This is a genomic window from Staphylococcus sp. FSL W8-0305, assembly GCF_037966415.1.
Taxonomy (GTDB): Bacteria; Bacillota; Bacilli; order Staphylococcales; family Staphylococcaceae; genus Staphylococcus; species Staphylococcus aureus.
Genome location: NZ_CP150198.1, coordinates 2,107,427 through 2,125,825, shown reverse-complemented (window position 1 = coordinate 2,125,825; position 18,399 = coordinate 2,107,427). Strand labels below are relative to the sequence as shown.

Annotated in this window: 14 protein-coding genes; 4 read left to right on the top strand and 10 right to left on the bottom strand. The window is 33.4% G+C overall.

Annotation, left to right across the window (positions count from 1 at the left end):
* Window positions 1-91: 91 nt before the first annotated feature.
* The 9 genes from NST10_RS10260 to isaB all read right to left on the bottom strand — a co-directional run bounded on the left by NST10_RS10260 (window position 92) and on the right by isaB (window position 9,285).
* Window positions 92-796: a Crp/Fnr family transcriptional regulator gene (locus NST10_RS10260; protein WP_000138218.1), complete on the bottom strand. Its 705-nt coding sequence runs from the start codon at window positions 794-796 to the stop codon at window positions 92-94.
* A 98-nt stretch (window positions 797-894) separates the two neighbouring features.
* Window positions 895-1,836: a carbamate kinase gene (arcC, locus tag NST10_RS10255; RefSeq protein ID WP_000660023.1), complete on the bottom strand. Its 942-nt coding sequence runs from the start codon at window positions 1,834-1,836 to the stop codon at window positions 895-897.
* Between the two features lie 16 nt (window positions 1,837-1,852).
* Entirely contained in the window at window positions 1,853-3,283 is a 1,431-nt protein-coding gene (arcD, locus tag NST10_RS10250; protein WP_339209796.1) for an arginine-ornithine antiporter, read from the bottom strand.
* 90 nt (window positions 3,284-3,373) lie between these two features.
* A complete protein-coding gene (argF, locus tag NST10_RS10245; protein ID WP_000136159.1) occupies window positions 3,374-4,384 on the bottom strand; it encodes an ornithine carbamoyltransferase in 1,011 nt (336 codons plus the stop codon).
* A gap of 32 nt (window positions 4,385-4,416) precedes the next feature.
* Window positions 4,417-5,652 carry an arginine deiminase gene (gene arcA / locus NST10_RS10240; protein ID WP_000129413.1) on the bottom strand — a complete coding sequence of 412 codons (1,236 nt, stop codon included), beginning with the start codon at window positions 5,650-5,652 and terminating at the stop codon, window positions 4,417-4,419.
* 176 nt (window positions 5,653-5,828) lie between these two features.
* Entirely contained in the window at window positions 5,829-5,996 is a 168-nt protein-coding gene (locus NST10_RS10235) for a hypothetical protein (protein WP_001791298.1), read from the bottom strand.
* Between the two features lie 2 nt (window positions 5,997-5,998).
* Complete coding sequence (locus NST10_RS10230) at window positions 5,999-6,448, bottom strand: arginine repressor (protein ID WP_000748756.1); 450 nt, start codon at window positions 6,446-6,448, stop codon at window positions 5,999-6,001.
* A gap of 366 nt (window positions 6,449-6,814) precedes the next feature.
* A complete protein-coding gene (aur, locus tag NST10_RS10225) occupies window positions 6,815-8,344 on the bottom strand; it encodes a zinc metalloproteinase aureolysin (protein ID WP_001225040.1) in 1,530 nt (509 codons plus the stop codon).
* A 413-nt stretch (window positions 8,345-8,757) separates the two neighbouring features.
* Entirely contained in the window at window positions 8,758-9,285 is a 528-nt protein-coding gene (isaB, locus tag NST10_RS10220; RefSeq protein ID WP_001077096.1) for an immunodominant staphylococcal antigen IsaB, read from the bottom strand.
* 255 nt (window positions 9,286-9,540) lie between these two features.
* Between isaB and NST10_RS10215 the strand changes: the two genes are divergently transcribed.
* The 4 genes from NST10_RS10215 (at window position 9,541) to manA (ending at window position 15,109) form a co-directional block, all read left to right on the top strand.
* The gene (locus NST10_RS10215; protein ID WP_000714024.1) at window positions 9,541-10,014 is read left to right on the top strand and encodes a hypothetical protein; all 474 of its coding nucleotides are present in this window, start codon (window positions 9,541-9,543) and stop codon (window positions 10,012-10,014) included.
* A gap of 239 nt (window positions 10,015-10,253) precedes the next feature.
* Window positions 10,254-12,128 carry a BglG family transcription antiterminator gene (locus tag NST10_RS10210; protein WP_000887007.1) on the top strand — a complete coding sequence of 625 codons (1,875 nt, stop codon included), beginning with the start codon at window positions 10,254-10,256 and terminating at the stop codon, window positions 12,126-12,128.
* A gap of 76 nt (window positions 12,129-12,204) precedes the next feature.
* Entirely contained in the window at window positions 12,205-14,157 is a 1,953-nt protein-coding gene (locus tag NST10_RS10205; RefSeq protein ID WP_000706117.1) for a PTS fructose transporter subunit IIABC, read from the top strand.
* Window positions 14,158-14,170: 13 nt separating this feature from the next.
* Window positions 14,171-15,109 (top strand): mannose-6-phosphate isomerase, class I, encoded by a 939-nt coding sequence (gene manA / locus NST10_RS10200; protein WP_001173203.1) that lies wholly within the window; start codon window positions 14,171-14,173, stop codon window positions 15,107-15,109.
* A 111-nt stretch (window positions 15,110-15,220) separates the two neighbouring features.
* Here manA and NST10_RS10195 read toward each other — a convergent pair whose 3' ends face one another.
* Window positions 15,221-18,202 (bottom strand): YhgE/Pip domain-containing protein, encoded by a 2,982-nt coding sequence (locus NST10_RS10195; protein ID WP_000786119.1) that lies wholly within the window; start codon window positions 18,200-18,202, stop codon window positions 15,221-15,223.
* Between the last annotated feature and the right edge of the window lie 197 nt (window positions 18,203-18,399).

Below are 18,399 nucleotides of genomic sequence, written 5' to 3'. Positions count from 1 at the left end.
ATATTAAATTAATCATCATGCTAACAAAAAAGGCCTAACGTATAAATGTACGTTAGACCTCATGTTCAACTTATTCATTTTACATTGTATATTAAACACATACATCATTGAATAAATGTTTGCTTACTAACCAATTTTTATGATCTTTAACAACAAGTTTTTCATCTTTAAGTTCATGAATAATATGACCAGCTGTTTCCCGGGAAATCCCAGCCATATCACTCATGAGTTGAATAGTTAAAAACTGTTTGATTTCATAAAATTCATCTTGATCGTATCCTACTGTCTGACATAGATGGCATAACAATTTGATAATTCGATCTTTAGCAAATTTACTTGTTAATGCCATGTTATAGTTCATGTGTTGCTGCTCATTATCATTTATTAATGCAAAAAGTGTCAAAAATATATCATCATTAGCTTTGCACAAAAAGGCCATCAATTCTCTAGGCAATCCAAGAACTGTACAATCGGTTAATGCTGTGCACAATTCGTTAACCTCTTTCGGATGAAATAAGTTACTGATTGGAAATAATACTTGCTCTTTATTAAAATAACGATATACATCTCCATTTTGATTGTAATGTTCTCTAATAATGTTACCTTCAATTAAAAAGTAAATATTGCTACTTTCTTGTGGCGAAAAATAAATAACTTGGCCTTTCGTATAATGTCTGACAAAACATTCACTTTGATATGGTTGTAATATACTATATGGGATATTAATGTAATCTGCTAATGCCTTTAGTTCATGTTCTAATTTATTATTTCTACCCAAAATAAAGTTTTCTGTCATAAGTTAAACTCCTTCAAACCTTGCAAAGTGTCAGCAGACAACTTTTTCATTTGAATCAACGGAGAAACATATTTAATGTTTTGTCGCGTGATAAAGTGCTACATGTGAATGTGTGTACCTTTATTACCAATCAAAGCTTCGTATGCCTGCTCTAAATTGGTAATGATAACTTTTTTGTTTTCCCCACTTTCAACAAATCGTATCGCAGCTTCTATTTTTGGCAACATCGATCCTTCCGCAAACTTACCTTGTGCCGCGTATTTTTTCAGTGTTGCTACATCAATATCATCGATTTGTTGTTGATTAGGTTCATTAAAGTTAATAAATACATTTTCTACATTCGTAAGAATCATTAAGGTATCTGCTTCAATCAGCGTTGCTAATTTCTCACTAGCAAAATCTTTATCTATAACCGCTTCAACACCTTCATAGGTATTTTCTTTTTTTATAACTGGAATACCGCCACCACCGCATGCAATGACAATATTTTTACCGTCTGCTAAAGTTCGAATTAACTGGTGTTCTAGTATAGATTGAGGTAGTGGTGACGCAACTACTTTTCTATAACCACGTCCTGCATCTTCTTTAAAGACTGAGCCTGGCTGTTCTTTTTGTAATTCTTCAACTTCTTCTTTCGTATAAAAAGGACCAATTGGTTTAGTTGGGTTATCAAATCGTGGATCATCTTTATCTACTTCCACACGTGTTACGATTGTGCCTACAGTTCTATCACTATTCATTTCAGTTAAAATGCGATTGATTTCAGTTTCCAACCAATAGCCTATCATACCTTGTGACATTGCACCACAAGTATCCAATGGCATTGCCGGCGTTGTGTCACTGTTCGATTTAGCTTGTTGGATTAATAAACCTCCAATTTGTGGACCATTACCATGTGAAATGACAATACGCGCTGGTGAATCAAATAAAGGTTTAAGGTTTTGCATCGCACGTCTAATAGCTGTTTGTTGTGCTTCAGCTGTTGCTTCTTTTGTCTGTATCGCATTACCGCCTAATGCAATGACAATTTTCTCTTTCATATTTTTGTCGCTCCTTTTAAAAAACATTTATCGTTCCCATCAATAACTTAATTAACCCGATAACTGCAAGTACGATAATAATCATAAAAAGAATATAGTCTGATTTAATCAAACGTGTCTGATTATTCTTTTGAACGATTGAATAAACAAGAAGAGCTGGAATATAAAGTAACATCGTCAGTAATAAGTAATTGATACCTGCTGCATATATAAGCCATATAGCATAAATTGAGGCTATGATACCAATCGTCCATTGTTTAGTAGTTGCTTGCTGTCGATGCTCTAAAGTGTATTTAACTTGGTAAAATGCACTGAACATGTAAGGGTATAAAATAGCACTTGATGCTAGTGAAAATGCAAATTGATACGCACTCTGTGTAAATAGCATACTTATTAAAAATAATTGTACTAATATATTGGTAATAAGCAGTGCATTTACAGGTGCTCCATTTTTATTTTCTTTAGCAAACCATTTTGGAAATAATCCATCTTTTGCAACAATGAAAGGTAATTCACCAGCAAGCAATGTCCATCCTAACCATGCACCTAGTACCGAAATAATTAAACCAATATTTACAAGTGTAGGTCCCCAACCACCTACAATAGATGCAAGCACCTGTGCCATACTTGGCGAATCTAATTGAGAAATATGATTTTGCAAAATCACGCCTTGAGCTAATACAGTTAATAAGAAATAGATAATTAAAACTGATATAAGTCCTATAACCGTGGCACTACCTACATCTTTTTTATTTTTAGCTCTGCTAGAAAAAATTACTGCACCTTCGATACCGATAAACACCCAAACTGTCACTAGCATCGTACTTTTAACTTGGCTCATTGTGCTCGCCCAACTAAATGGCAATACACCCTCTGACGTCATACCGAAAAAGCCTGTTTTAAAAGTGTCAAAATTGAATGCAATTATCATGCATATGATTACAAGTAAAATCGGTATTAACTTTGCAACAGTAACAATACTATTGATAAAGGCTGCTGTTTCAACACCTTTTAAAATTAGGAAATGCACACCCCAGAGTAGTAACGAGGCGACAATAATACTTGGTAATGTGTTGCCTCCTTTAAAAATCGGGAAAAAGTTACCAACTGCTGACATCAATAGTGTTGCATAGGCAACATTGCCTAAAAATGCTGAGAACCAATATCCCCAAGCACTGATAAAGCCTACAAAATCGCCAAATCCTGCTTGAGCATAACTATAAATACCACCGTCTAGCTCCGGCCGTTCATTGGTTAAATTTTGAAATACGAACGCTAATGAAATCATTCCTATAGCTGTAATAATCCAACCAATAATAATGGCTAATCCACCGGCTTTACCACCCATATCAGACATTATATTGAACGCACCGCCACCAATCATGGATCCTATAACTAGTCCAATTAAAGAAGATTTACTGAGTTTGTTATCTCCTGATTCGTTCATATTCATTTCTCCTTTAATACCAATATGAGGTGTCTGTACTTGATACTTATATCATCAGACACATCATATTCATATCGTTCCATTTAGTGATTAACTCCCCAATGTTGCTGCCATTACTGCCTTAATTGTATGCATTCTATTTTCAGCTTGATCAAACACTTTTGAATGTTCACTTCTAAAGATTTGGTCTGTAACTTCCATTTCAGCTAATCCATATTTTTCATAAATTTCTTGTCCATAAAGTGTATTTGTATCATGGAATGCTGGTAAACAATGTAAGAATATCGTTGAATCTTTACCTGTTAAATCAAACAACTGTTGATTCACTTGATAGTCTTTTAATAAATTAATACGTTGTTCAAATTCACTTTCTTCACCCATCGATACCCAAACATCTGTATATATAGCATCTGTATTTTCAACTGCTTCTGCAATATTATCCGTAATCATGACTGAACCACCATATTGACTCGCTTTTTCTTTTGCAATATCAACATATGCATCTTTTGGATTTAATGATTTAGGTGTACAAATTCTTACATTAACACCTAACATAGCACCTGCTACCATTAATGAATGCGCAATATTATTACGTCCATCTCCAACGTAAGTTAAGTTTATTCCTTCCAGATATCCAAAATTCTCTTTTATTGTCATAAAATCAGCTAACATTTGTGTAGGATGCCAATCGTCTGTTAATCCATTCCACACCGGTACACCAGAGAACTTCGCTAAATCTTCAACAGCTTGTTGTGAAAAACCACGGAATTCAATACCATCGAACATTCTACCTAATACTTTCGCAGTATCCTCTACAGATTCTTTTTTGCCTAATTGAATATCATTTTTCCCTAAAAATTCTGGATGCGCACCTAAATCAATAGACGCAACTGTAAACGCTGCACGCGTTCTCGTCGAATTCTTTTCGAATAGTAGTGCAATATTTTTTCCAGATAAGTAGTGATGCTTGATACCATTTTTCTTATACTCTTTTAATGTAATTGCAAAATCAATAAGTCCTTCGAATTCTGCTTTGGTAAAATCACTTTCTTTTAATAATGATCTGCCTTTTAAATCATACGGTTTTTGAATTTCTGTCATTATTTTCACCCTCGCTTCTATAATTTATTACGTTAAATGTCTTCTCTGAATAGTGGTTGACTCATACATCTAGGACCCCCACGTCCACGTACCAACTCGCTACCAGATATTTCAATGACTTTTATACCTTTTTGTCTCAATAAATCATTCGATACATAGTTTCTATCGTAAGTCACTACAACACCTGGTCTTATACATAATGTATTTGAGCCATCATTCCATTGCTCTCTAGCACCATCAATGACATCACCATTTCCTGTTGGAATGAATTGGATATCATCTATACCTAGAACGTCTTCTAAAGTATCTTTTAAATGACTAGATTGTTTGATGGAAATATCTTTATTTACGTCATCATATTCAATAATAAATATATTCATATTGCCTTCTGCCTTTAAAATGGCTGAATGTATTGTAAATTTGTCATAATCTATCATTGTAAATACTGTATCTAAGTGCATAAATGTTCTACTAGTTGGAATTTCAATTGCTACTACTTTTTTAAACGTCGCCTGCGGATTTTCAAAAATACGTCGCGCTAACTTTTCAATAGCTTGTGCAGATGTACGTTCTGAAACGCCTATAGCCAAGACTTCTTTAGATAAAACAAGTTCATCGCCGCCTTCAATATTGAATGGGCAATCTCGATCTAACCAGATTGGAATATTCGCATCTTTAAATCTAGGATGATGCTTTACAATATATTGAATAAATATTGATTCTCGTCGTCGTGCTCTCCAGAACATCCGATTGATTGTTATACCGTGTCCTATTGAGGCTTGTGGATCTCTAGTAAAATAAAGGTTTGGCATTGGATCTAAATAGAATGGATACTTATCATCCATATACTCTACTAGATGTGTACATTTCGGATTAATTTCTTCCTTACGTACTCCTGACATTATTTTATCTACAAGTTCTTGATTAGAAAGTGTCGCAAATAATGCCTTAATTTCTTCTTCATGACCTAATATTGTTTTTTTAGACTCTGCTAATACATCATCAATAAATTCACTTCTTACTTGAGGATTTTCAATACTTTCAGCTGCTAACTTCTCAAGGTAAAGTACTTCAACACCCTCTTCTCTTAGCACCTGTGCAAAATGGTCATGCTCTTTTTGAGCTACTTCTAAATATGGAATATCATCAAATAGTAATCCATCTAAATAATCAGGCACTAAATTTTCTAATTCTTTTCCAGGACGCTTAAGTAACACAGTTTTTAAAGCTCCAATTTCGCTATTTACTTTAATTGGACCATCTGTCATGTCTATTTCCTCCTTTTATCTTTGAATTCATTTAGAGTATAGACAATCTTCAAACGCTTACATGTGATTATATTCACATAAAGAAAGTCGAAAATTTCATATCTTTTTGTTATACAATACATAATAATGGATTTTTATACATAAATAAAGGTATTTTGGGTTAAAATATACATTTTTTATTCAAAAACACCCACAAAAACATGTTGTATAAAGTTTTTTATACAGTCAAATGAATGACTATGAATTCTTTCTTTCCATAAAAAAACGCGTACACAAGTTAATATGTAGTAACTAACTTGTGTACACGTGATACAAAACAAATTTTTATTATTCATTTGATACATGTCTATTTAAATAATTTTGCATATACGTATTCTGCCATATCATTTGATGCAGTTAAGATTAATGTAGTGTCATTTCCACTCACCGTACCTAATATTTCTTCAATATTTAATTGATCGATAAAGTAGTTAATGCCTTGAGCGAAACCTGGTGAGGTTTTGACTATAATATATGCGCCATTGATAATCGAGCTAAGTACTTCATGTTCACAATAATGTTTAAACTTTTCTCTCATCTCTTGTTCTGTTTGATTATTAATAGCTTTATAAATCCATGTCTCACAATCGATAGGGACACGATATATATTAAGTTCTTTCAAGTCTTTAGCAATTGTTGTTGCACTATATCTTACACCAAAATATTCTTCAATATATGAAATGATTTGTTCTTTTTTATAAATCTTATGCTTTTTAACTATTGTAGAAACAATTTCTAATCGTTTACTTTTCTTCATATTGTAAACTCCTTTGGTAGTTACGTTTCTTGTATTAAAAAATAAATTCATGCATGTTTCATTTATAATTTAACACTTTGTTTTGCAAAAGATAATAAAAATACATGTAAATTTTTTGTGACAACTTTTAAAATGAATTTTGTATTCTAAGTCAGCATTTAATTATCACATATTTACTACTAGTAATGATTTTAGACTGCCGAGTAGTCTTTCGGCAGACAACCCTCATACTCCTCTCATCTAATTACAAAAAGAGGGTACACCTACAAAGTCAATTATCAATGTAGGTATAACCCTTATATAAGCTGTATTTAAAATTTAATTATTTATAAGTGTTTAACATTACTTCTTCTTGTTTATATATTTTTACTCGACGCCAACTTCGTTCCATGCTTCATATACTTGTTCAGCTGTTTGCTCGTCATATAAATCTTTAGCCGCTTGGTATAATGCATCTTTACAATCTTTGAAGTTTGAATTACTTGTTAAGTATTCCGTTAATGCTCGGTAGTAAATTTGTTCTGATTTAGATTTCCCTATTGCTTGAATTACGTTATAAGCTGCTTTATTTGGAATGCCAGAATTCGTATGCACACCACCGTTATCTTTTTCAGTGTATACATAGTCTTTCATATGAGATGGTTGACCAAATTGTTCTGGGTTTGACATGCTTCGTAAAGCATCTCCCTCTTTTCCTGGTGTGTAAACATCTTCACCCATCAAGAAATCCTCATCATCTACAAAGTATCCAAAAACATCTGAAAAGCTTTCATTTAACGCACCAGATTGATCTTTATACTCTAAATTCGCCGTTTCTTGTGTCACGCCATGTGTTAACTCATGTGCTACTACGTCATTTGCACCTGATAAATTTGTAAACGTGCGGCCATCGCCATCACCATAAATCATTTTGTCTCCAATCCATGCAGCGTTATTTCTGTTATCTTGTCCACCATAATGATTTACATGTGTTAATGAGACTATTGGACTACCATGGTTATCGTAAGACTCACGACCAAATGTATTTTTGTAGTAATCATATGTTTGTTTAGCATAATAATTCGCATCTACACCAGCACGTTGATCATCTTTGACGAAGTTTTCATCTTCATTAGTAATTAATGTCGCTTGACCTGTTTGATCGTTAAAATTGTATGCTGATAATTTACCTTGATGCGTCAAATCCTCTAAACTAAATCCACCATCAATACTATTGATATTGATATCTTTTGTATCTCCAAGCACACCTTTACCTGTGCCAGTTGCTGCTGCTTCTTTAACTAAGTTCGTTTTTTCAACAACTGCTCCTGTGTCTGCATCAATTTTAACTTTCCAATGTGAAATTTCTGGTGTTACTGTAATTAATTCAATATTGTAAATGTATTTATTACTGTCACCATCGATTTCGACTTTATTTTCTTTGATAACGTCATCTTGGAGGTTTTTAGCTTTATTTTTATCAATCTTAACTGCGTTAAATGCTTTGTCAGCCGCTTCATCCTTGCTTAATGTCACTTTATTTGTCGGCTTTACTTTCTTCGCATCAGTATCACCGTTGATTAAAACGACTTTACCCGATTTGTCCGCATGCACTTTCACTTCTTTGTCAGGCGCATGCACACCATCCACACTCGGTTGTAACGTGTAATGCGTGAATCCTTTCTTATCTGTTTTTACATCTGTAACAGAGTAATCTTGATAATGATTTTTCACATTTTCAGATTTAGGTAACTCTTTTAATGCTTTAACTGCATCACTCTTTTGCGTGATTTCAAAATTAATATCTGAAGTTGCTGGTTTGTGATTCGTATCACTCGCTAGTGCTGCAGGTGTCAAAGAGCTCAGCAACGTTACTGTTGCCATACTTGTAAATGCATATCTTGAAAATTTCCTCACATTTCATTCCTCCTGAAATTTTAAAAACAGCTTATAAATAAAATATTAATTTAATTTTTCAGAAAAGTAAACGATTATTTCTATTTATTTCTATACTTTTTGTTCGTTGATTTTATTTATTGATTCTTTTCTTTTTTAAAAATGTTATCTGTGACTAAATAAAATTTTGAAAATTGCACTTAATTATCTTTTAAAATTTATCAAGGCTTTATTTTTGTGAAATTATTAACAATCAAAAAATTAGTACAACACATACTTAATCAACATGTGAAATATATATGCTGACTACTTAACTGCGCATGATTAAATCTATATATTTCAATATCATGGAGACACGAAAACTACCATCATATAATCAAAAAAGACTAGTATGTGACATCATTCCTCACATACTAGCCCCTATATTTACTTTATTATTTACTCGTTTTGTATGGCGTATGTCCCACTGTAACTTCAACCACTCTATTATGATCAACAACAAACCAAATGCCTAATGACTTTTTAGAATGTTGATAATAAAAAATACCGCTATCAGATTCTTTCGTTTTATTATTCTCTTTTTTCAAATCTTTACCATAAGCTTTTTGAATATCTTTTAGTGATATATTATTTTTAACGATAAATTGTAATTGATTCGCTTCATTTCCTTTTGCAGTTACACCTTTAAAAGTTTGATCGTATTTCTCTACTTTTTTTGTCGCATTTGTCTTCGCTAATTTAATACCATTAAATGTCACGTTGTCATATTTAATAGCGTTAATAAAATGCTTATCCATTATAAAATTAGCGTTATGACCGATATATCCATGATAAGTATAGTAAGGTGTTGTTGCCGCCTGTGCTTCTTGATGTATTGGTGATGCAGTCCCTACAACTGTTGCGCCAATTAAAGTACCTAATGCTAATGTCGTTGCTGCACAAAGTTTAGTTGTTTGATTCATATTTATCTCTCTTTTCCATACAAATTTTTCAATCTTATTACTATTATTATAACTTGCTTGTACAATAAAATACTATTGATTATATTTATAAATATATAACAGTTTTGTTATACTTATTTGAAGTACATAAAAAACTGACACAAATATTAATATCGTCCGCATTTCAAGTTTTATAGTTAACATCATTTTATCGACATTGAAAGCATGATGCCATGCAATGTATGACTATTTTTATTATAAACGGAGGCGTTACATTTGAAAAAATTTCTTATTACTGTTGTTATCATCTTGTTAATTGGTGCACTTGGATTCGCTATTTATGCTGCAATAAATCATTCTACATCATCAAATCATAATAATGAGCAAGATAATAAAGCTACCCATCAAAAGAAAGATACTGAAGTAAATCATCAAAAAGACGAGAATACAAACAACACAAATGAAAATCAAAACAACAACAACGGTGTTACTAATGGCAATCAATCATCTACGCCATCAACTGTCCAAAATAACGGTTCAACAGCACCAGCGAATACACAACCATCTAATCCGAATCAATCAAATTCAAATCAATCAAATTCAAATCAGGGCGGTAGCAGTCAACCTTCAACGAATAACCAAAATCATAAACAACAGAATACACCGGCCCCAAACAAATCTAATAATGCTAATACAAACGAGTCTTCTAAGCAGGCATCACCATCACAACCGCAATCATCTAAAAATTAATCATTTACCTGATACGTCCACAAGTATCAGGTACATAAATTCAGAAAAACAGCAATGAGATATTTTTCTATTTGAAATATCTTACTGCTGTTCTTTATTTGCATAATTCTCACTTTGTTAAATTCATATAAAAGTTCGCTTTAATGTCATTGACGTATGTATAAGCTCTCATGTTTAATAATATTAATACACATTTAAAAACGCTTACACGAAAAATTTAGAAAGGAGGTACATGTTAAATGCTTGATAGACACTTAAAACTACTCCAGTTTTTTATTAAAAACCCATCAAAGCACATTAGTTCTAATGAAATTGCTGAACATGTCAATGTTTCAAACCGCACAGTTCGCAATGATATCCATGTTATCAATAGCAATTTTATGGATGATATCATCGTAAGTATTAAATCTAAAGGATATCAATTAAATACATCGCAGTATACCTTAGAAACGATAACTGAACGTTACACGCATATTCAATCATATAAAGAAAAACTATTATTATCTATGGCGTATCAACTGCTAATGCACAATAAATCACAGACATTGCAACAACTAGAGCAAGATTATCTATTATCTAAAACTGTGCTCAACGACTATTTCGTTCGAATTCAACAATGGTGTCAAAAATTTAATATCGCTTTAACAATTAAGAAAAAACAAGGTATTGTGGTCGATGGAACAGATAATGATATCACTAATGCCATCATCCATTTAAATCAATTATCATCAGGGCATGTACATGTTGAAGACCTAATTTTAAATGAATTACCTGATTCACACCAAAGGATGATTTCGCATATTATACAAGAGACACTTCAACAACATAGTATTGAAACAACTGATATTCAAATACAACAGCTTTTAATTCATCTCATTTTAATCATTAAACGTAAGCAATCTTTAAGTGAGCTAGACACGTTAAACCACGATGCAAAATTGATATCTCAATCTTGCATTAAGCAAATCAACGAAAGATTAGGTTATGACTTGAATGAAAAAGTAATCAATATGTTTTCATTCTTTATTGCTTATCATTTTAATAAACTCGATATTGGCATAGAACGTATATTTATACAAAGTTATATTGATCGCTTAATCGAATTGATGCAGCAACGTATTCATGTACCTTTCAATGAAGATTCGATTTTACAACAAAATTTATATAATCATTTTAGTAAAGCATATTTACGTATCACTCAAAACATTTATTTAAACAATCCTTTAGTTATAGAGATTAAAAAACTTTATCCCTTTGTGTTCAACACACTTTTTGAAGCGATTGATAAATTAGCAATTGATACTGATATAGAGATGAGCGAAGATGAAATTGCCTTTTTAACAATTCATTTTCAAGCTGCCATCGAGCGTCGTACCAAAACACAATTAAATGTAGTCATTGCTTGTTATTATGGTCTAGGTGTGTCGAATTTTTTAGAAACTAAAATAAATAACTTATCCGAAGAGTTGTCAGTGATAAATACGATTAAACTAGAAAATATAACACACTATCACTTTGACAATGTTGATTTACTAATTACAACTCACGATATCCCAAAGCAAACTTTACAAATGCTCCCTAAGCACCTTTCAACTATCAAGGTTGCACCATTATTTTCTGAGGATGACCGTCACAAAATCATACACGTTGTGAAGCAAAAGCAAAATCCGGTTCAAGCACATCATCATATGGACACTGTTAATTTCCTTGTCGTAAATACTGAACAAAAACCACGACATACTGTGCAAATTTTTGAAGAAGCTCAAAAAATATTACAAGCACATCATGCGATTGTAGAAGGATATATCGAATCAGCTTTAGAGCGTGAGAAATCATCTTCTACATACATAGGTAATTTTATGGCGATTCCTCATGGAGATCCTGAAAAAGTTTTACAATCACATGTGCTTATTTTTCGCACAAAAGATGTTTTTCCATGGCGACAACACGATGTCAAACTCGTCTTTTTCTTAGCAATTTCACAAAAAGACACAGCTTTTACAAAACAAATGATGCAATTAATTGCTAACTTGGATGATGATTCAGTGAACCATTTATGTAGTTTAGATAATCATAGTTTAAAGCAACAGTTATTTGAATACTTACAAGAATAATTGCCACTAGTAACGGTAATTATTCTTTTTTTTAGCATCAAGAATACGCTTACAATATGGAAAAGGAGATGATTTTATGAAAATTGTAGCTATTACCTCATGCCCAAATGGCATTGCACATACATATATGGCTCAAGAAAAACTTGAGCAGGTAGCAAAAGAAATGGGTGTGGATATTAAAGTAGAGACACAGGGCGGTGTTGGTGCTGAAAATGTTTTAACTACGCAAGACATCGAAGAAGCTGACGGTGTCATAATTGCAGCTGATAAACAAGTTGATCTGTCCCGATTTGTTGGTAAACGGTTGATTAATGAAAATGTTCGCGAAGGGATTCATAATCCGAGAGGTCTAATTCAACGTATCATTAATCAAGATGCGCCTATTTATCAATCTGAAACAAATTATCATTCGAAAGATCGCGGTAAGTCTAAAAGTGGTATTCAAATGGTGTATCAACATTTAATGAACGGTGTATCGTTTATGGTTCCTTTTATCGTAGTTGGTGGACTCCTTATCGCCATCGCGCTGACTCTAGGCGGTGAAACGACATCAAAAGGATTAGTCATACCGGATGATTCATTTTGGAAATCCATTGAAAACATTGGTAGTTTAGCCTTTAAATTTATGGTCCCAATACTAGCTGGATATATCGCTGTTAGTATCGCTGACAAGCCCGGTCTTGTTCCTGGTATGATTGGCGGCGCTATCGCTGCTGACGGTAGTTTTTATGGCAGTGATGCAGGCGCAGGATTTTTAGGTGGTATTGTTGCTGGTTTCTTAGCAGGTTATATCGCAAAGTGGATTAAAGATATTAAAGTTCCAAAAGCGATGGCACCAATTATGCCTATCATTATTATTCCCATTATTTCATCGGTCGTTGTAGGATTGATATTTATATTTTTAATCGGTGCACCAATTTCTAATATTTTTGAGGCATTAACAACCTGGTTAAAAAGTATGCAAGGTGCTAATATTATTATACTTGCGATGATAATAGGTGCGATGATCGCCTTCGATATGGGCGGTCCAGTAAACAAAGTAGCATTTTTATTTGGCTCAGCACTTATTGCTGAAGGTAATTACGCCGTTATGGGTATGGTCGCAGTTGCTGTATGTACACCACCAATCGGTCTTGGTTTAGCAACGTTTGTTCAAAAGTATAAATTCAATCATTCCGAAAGAGAAATGGGTAAGGCTTCCTTCACTATGGGACTATTTGGTATTACTGAAGGTGCTATTCCTTTCGCAGCTCAAGACCCACTACGCATTATACCTGCTAACATGATTGGAGCGATGATTGCATCAGTCATTGCAGCCATCGGTGGTGTTGGAGATAGAGTGGCACATGGAGGTCCAATAGTGGCTGTATTAGGTGGTATTGATCATATATTATGGTTTATCTTTGCAGTGATAGTAGGTAGTCTTGTCACAATGATTACTGTACTATTATTAAAACGTCGCACACCAGTTATAGCAGTAGATGCACCAGCGCAACATACGCAACTTCATGATACAGATATAACACAACATGATACAGAGGTTGACAATGTAGATAACACCGCGAAACATTCACATCTCAATAAACCTTCTCATGTGTTTGATCAACAAACTATCATTATTGCTGATCATAACATGTCTCGAAACGAAGCAATCGATACGTTGATTCATCAACTTAAAGTGTGCCGTTATGTAGAGCACACATCGCATTTAAAAAATGCAATCCTAGAACGTGAAATGGAGTCTACGACAGCTATTGGCATGAACGTGGCCATTCCACATGCAAAGTCTGATGTTGTAAAACAACCGATTGTAGCTGTTATGAAAAATAATCATGGTGTTAAATGGGAAAGTCTAGATGGTAGTCTACCTCAATTGATTTTCTTAATTGCCGTACCAAACAACAGTCAGGATACACATTTAAAAATACTTCAGCGCTTATCTAAAGCGTTAATGAATGATGAGACGCGCCAATCACTAATTAATGCAAACAGTACTACAGAAATTTATAACTTATTAATGAAAATATAGAGGAGTTTTAACTATGGCATTATTTTTACAACCCGTTTTTAAAGACAGAATTTGGGGCGGTCATGCATTAAAAGCATTTAACTATGATATCCCTAATGAAACAACTGGTGAATGCTGGGCAATTTCTGCACATCCAAATGGTCCTAATACAATTATCAATGGTCCATACAAGGATATGACCCTAGATCAACTTTGGTCACAACATCGTGAATTATTCGATAATGATTCACGAGATAGTTTCCCTCTGCTAACTAAAGTATTAGATGCCAATGATAAATTATCTGTTCAAGTTCATCCGGATGATGATTACGCTTTAAAACACGAAGGCGAACTAGGTAAAACAGAATGTTGGTATATTTTAGATGCAGCCCCAGGTGCTGAAATTATATATGGCGTACATGCACATAATAAACAAACGTTAACCGACATGATTGATAATCATGAATTTGACAGTCTTTTCAAACGTATACCTGTTAAGTCCGGTGACTTTTATTATGTTCCTGCTGGCACTGTCCATGCCATTGGTTCGGGTATTTTAATTTTAGAGACACAACAATCATCCGATACGACATACCGTATTTATGACTATGATAGACGAGATCAAAATGGTCAATTGCGTGATTTGCACTTAGAGCAAAGTAAAGATGTGATTGAATTAGGCAATCATGAACCAAATACTACTCCTATAACAACTCACATCGACACACACACTGTAACTCAATTTGTAGATAATCAATATTTTGCAGTATATAAATGGGATATTCATGGAGATTTAAAATTCAATAAACCACATGCTTATTGCTTAGTTACAATTATCGATGGTACTGGCACTTTAGCAGTAAACGATAAGCACTATGACATCCAAAAAGGTTCTAGCTTTATTTTAACTACGGAAGATGAGGATATTCACTTTGTCGGTAATATTAGTGCTATAGTAAGTCATCCTGGATAATAGCAATGATAACACCCGTCCCATAAAAGACAGAAATTACTATCTCTTCTGTCTAAAAACATAAAAATCCACACATTAAGGAGCTATAACCCTAATGTGTGGATTTAATTTTTATTCTGTAACGTTACTTTGGTCAACTTTTTCAGATACGCGCTTCATCAATGGATCTGTTACAGGTTTTAAAATTAAACCTACAACGAAGAATCCTATGCCAAATAACGTTAATATAATTAATTTTGTAATTAAGATTTCCGGAACAATACCGCCTACTGTTTCACGTAATGAATCAATTGCATACGTAAATGGTAAGTATGGCGAAATGTTTTGGAAAAATTGTGGTGTCGTTTGAATTGGGAATGTACCTCCACCACCTGCAATTTGTAATACAAGCAATACGATTGCAATGGCTTTACCTGGGTTACCAAGTAATGATACGCACGTATATACGATTGAGTTGAAAATAATCGAACAGAAAATCGTTATAAGTACGAATAATACAGGTGACTCAACTCCTGCTTTTAGGATTAACAAATCTCCAACCGATACAATGAGTGCTTGCAACATACCAAGCATTATAAAGAATCCTGCTTTACCTAAGAATACTTGTCGTGTCGTTAACACTGGCTCTAAGCTCTTATGTTTATTATCAACAGTTAATAGGCTTACCATTAAGAGTGCGCCTACCCATACCGATAATGCAGTATAGAATGGTGTCATCCCTGATCCATAATCCTTAACTGGGAAAACATCAACAGTCTTCTTATTAATAGGATTTGCAATAATACCCGCTTGCTTTTTCAAATCATTCTTAAGTGTGTCGATTAATTTATCGACTGCATCGTCTTTGTCTAACTTCTTGAAAATCTTATTCGCTTTTTTCAGATCTTTTTCAACATCTGGCAATTTATTTTGTGCAAAATCAGCTAAATCTGATAAAGCCTTTTTCGCTTGTGGCTGATTTTTATTTAGTAATCCTACCGCTTGATCATAACCATTTAATAACGTTGGTAAATTTTTATTCACACTTGCAGTCGCATTGGTTAAACGTTGCTCCAACTGTGGTAAATCGTTACGTACAAAGTTAGCTGCTTTCGCTACATCACTTTTCACTTTCGGGAAGTTTGCTTGAGCATTTTTAATAGCACTAATGTATTGTTGTTCAATACTTGGTAATACTGTTTGTAAACGATCGATACGTGTTTTACCATTTTTTAAAATAGATTGACCACTGTTGATGACTTGATCAATTGTATTTAGCTTAGACTGAACATTAGACAATGCCGTTTGCCCTTTGTTCAATTCATCCATAATACGTTGTGATATTGATACTAAAGAGCTGTTAAGATCTTTTTTAACATAATCTCTAAATGATGATAATGATGAATCTAGTTTTGACAGTTGATCTAGTAATTTAGTAGCTTCAGCAGTTCCTGAACTACCATTCTTTAATGCATTACTTAATTGATTAACTAACCTTAATGATTCATTAATTCGATTATTAGCTGTCTTTACCTTATCAATTTCTTTTGATAAATCAACATTTTCATTCTTCTCAATCTCTTTTAATGTATCGATAAATTGTTGATTATATTGAGTTGTGTATTCTAAACCGGACTTAACATTATCTAAAGACTCTCTAAAATCAGATGGCTTGTCCGATGCTAAAATGCCATACGAAATATTACGTAATGCCTGACTATCTTTTTGTGCGGCTTTCGCTTGGGTATCTAAATTATTTGATAATGATAATAAAGAGCCCGTTAATGCCGCTTCCATTGATTTAACATCTTTATCTGTAATATTTTGTGTGTTCTCGTTAGCTGTGCTGACTTGTGTTGTTGTTATATCTGCAAAACTTTGACCATCTTTTTTCCCGCTTGTACTTTGTGGTGTAGTCGATACAGGTGCATTATTACTATTTGGTGCGGTATTTTGCGTAACATTATTATTTGGTGTAGTATTGCCATTTGGTGCACTTGGTGGCGTTGATGTTACACCATTACCAGCTGCAGGTGCACTATTTGATGTTTCGTTGTTCGCCGCGCTATTTTGAGGAATCTGTTGCTGGTTTCTTCGATTCAAATCTTGCGCGCGTCGAATTGCTTCTTGATAATCACCGACTCTACTTCTAACTTGTGTGACGAAGCCTTTGGCATCATTTAACTGTCCATTAGCTTGATCAATACCTTGACTCGCAATGTTAAGTCCTTGATTAATTTTAGGGAACTGCGCTGGCACGTCATCAGCTGCAAAATTTAACGCTTTTTCAATTTTCGGCATATAATTATTTAAAGCTAATATCAACTTAGCCTTTTCATTAAGTTGCGGAATAGCACCATTGACTTCGTTTAATTTTTTCTGAGCATCTAAAATATCACCTTTATAATTTCCTAGTTTTCTAAAATCATTCGCATATTTATCTAAATCCGCTTGGTGGTTATTCAAATATACAATTTTATTCGCAAAGTCATTAATCTTAGGTAAAGCTTTATCTGCCGAATATACCGCATTTTTTATCTTATTAATTGTCGGCACATTTTCTTCAATAGTTAAACCTGCTTTGTTAGCTTCTTCTAATAATGCTCGAGTTACTGTTTTATTAAATTGTTCATTCGCTTTTTCAACGACAACTGACGAACCAGTATCTGTTAGCTTAGACGCAACAGCGTTAATCTTCTGATTCACCTTAAATTCTACATCTGCTTTTTGAGGCTGCTTACGTAGTGTCCCGGTAATTTCATGTGTAAACTTAGATGGGATGTAAATACCTGCAAAATATTTACCCATTTTTATCTCATGATCAGCTTTCTCTCTACTTACAAACTGCCAATCAAAACTTTTATTTTTCTTGAGTGTGTTAACCATCGTATTACCGACATTAACTTTTTTCCCTCTGATTGTGTCGCCTTTATCTTCATTAACGACTGCGACCTTGATGTGTCCCGTGTTGCCATATGGATCCCACATTGCCCATAAGTTAAACCAAGCGTAGAACGATGGCAAAATAGCTAAGCCTGCTAAGATAATCCACACAGCTGGCGTCTTAGCTACTTTCTTCAGATCCATTTTAAATAATTTAAATGCGTTCTTCATTGTCACACTCCTATGTAGGAATTATTCATATTTTTTATATATTTTTTGTAAATTAATTTATTTTTGCGTTGTGAATTAGTATAATCAATTTACTGGAAGATATTTAGTCGATTGATACCTATCAACTATTTTCAGCATACGATAAATTATAACAAATCATAGTTTATTATCACACTTAATTATTATATTTTTCAAGG

Excerpts from the sequence above, each read along its gene's own strand:
- NST10_RS10210 (WP_000887007.1), top strand. The coding sequence starts at position 10,254 with ATGCTTGATAGACACTTAAAACTACTCCAGTTTTTTATTAAAAACCCA.
- arcD (WP_339209796.1), bottom strand. The coding sequence starts at position 3,283 with ATGAACGAATCAGGAGATAACAAACTCAGTAAATCTTCTTTAATTGGA.
- arcA (WP_000129413.1), bottom strand. The coding sequence starts at position 5,652 with ATGACAGATGGTCCAATTAAAGTAAATAGCGAAATTGGAGCTTTAAAA.
- argF (WP_000136159.1), bottom strand. The coding sequence starts at position 4,384 with ATGACAGAAATTCAAAAACCGTATGATTTAAAAGGCAGATCATTATTA.
- NST10_RS10230 (WP_000748756.1), bottom strand. The coding sequence starts at position 6,448 with ATGAAGAAAAGTAAACGATTAGAAATTGTTTCTACAATAGTTAAAAAG.
- NST10_RS10260 (WP_000138218.1), bottom strand. The coding sequence starts at position 796 with ATGACAGAAAACTTTATTTTGGGTAGAAATAATAAATTAGAACATGAA.
- NST10_RS10195 (WP_000786119.1), bottom strand. The coding sequence starts at position 18,202 with ATGAAGAACGCATTTAAATTATTTAAAATGGATCTGAAGAAAGTAGCT.
- isaB (WP_001077096.1), bottom strand. The coding sequence starts at position 9,285 with ATGAATCAAACAACTAAACTTTGTGCAGCAACGACATTAGCATTAGGT.
- NST10_RS10205 (WP_000706117.1), top strand. The coding sequence starts at position 12,205 with ATGAAAATTGTAGCTATTACCTCATGCCCAAATGGCATTGCACATACA.
- manA (WP_001173203.1), top strand. The coding sequence starts at position 14,171 with ATGGCATTATTTTTACAACCCGTTTTTAAAGACAGAATTTGGGGCGGT.
- NST10_RS10235 (WP_001791298.1), bottom strand. The coding sequence starts at position 5,996 with ATGTATCAAATGAATAATAAAAATTTGTTTTGTATCACGTGTACACAA.
- arcC (WP_000660023.1), bottom strand. The coding sequence starts at position 1,836 with ATGAAAGAGAAAATTGTCATTGCATTAGGCGGTAATGCGATACAGACA.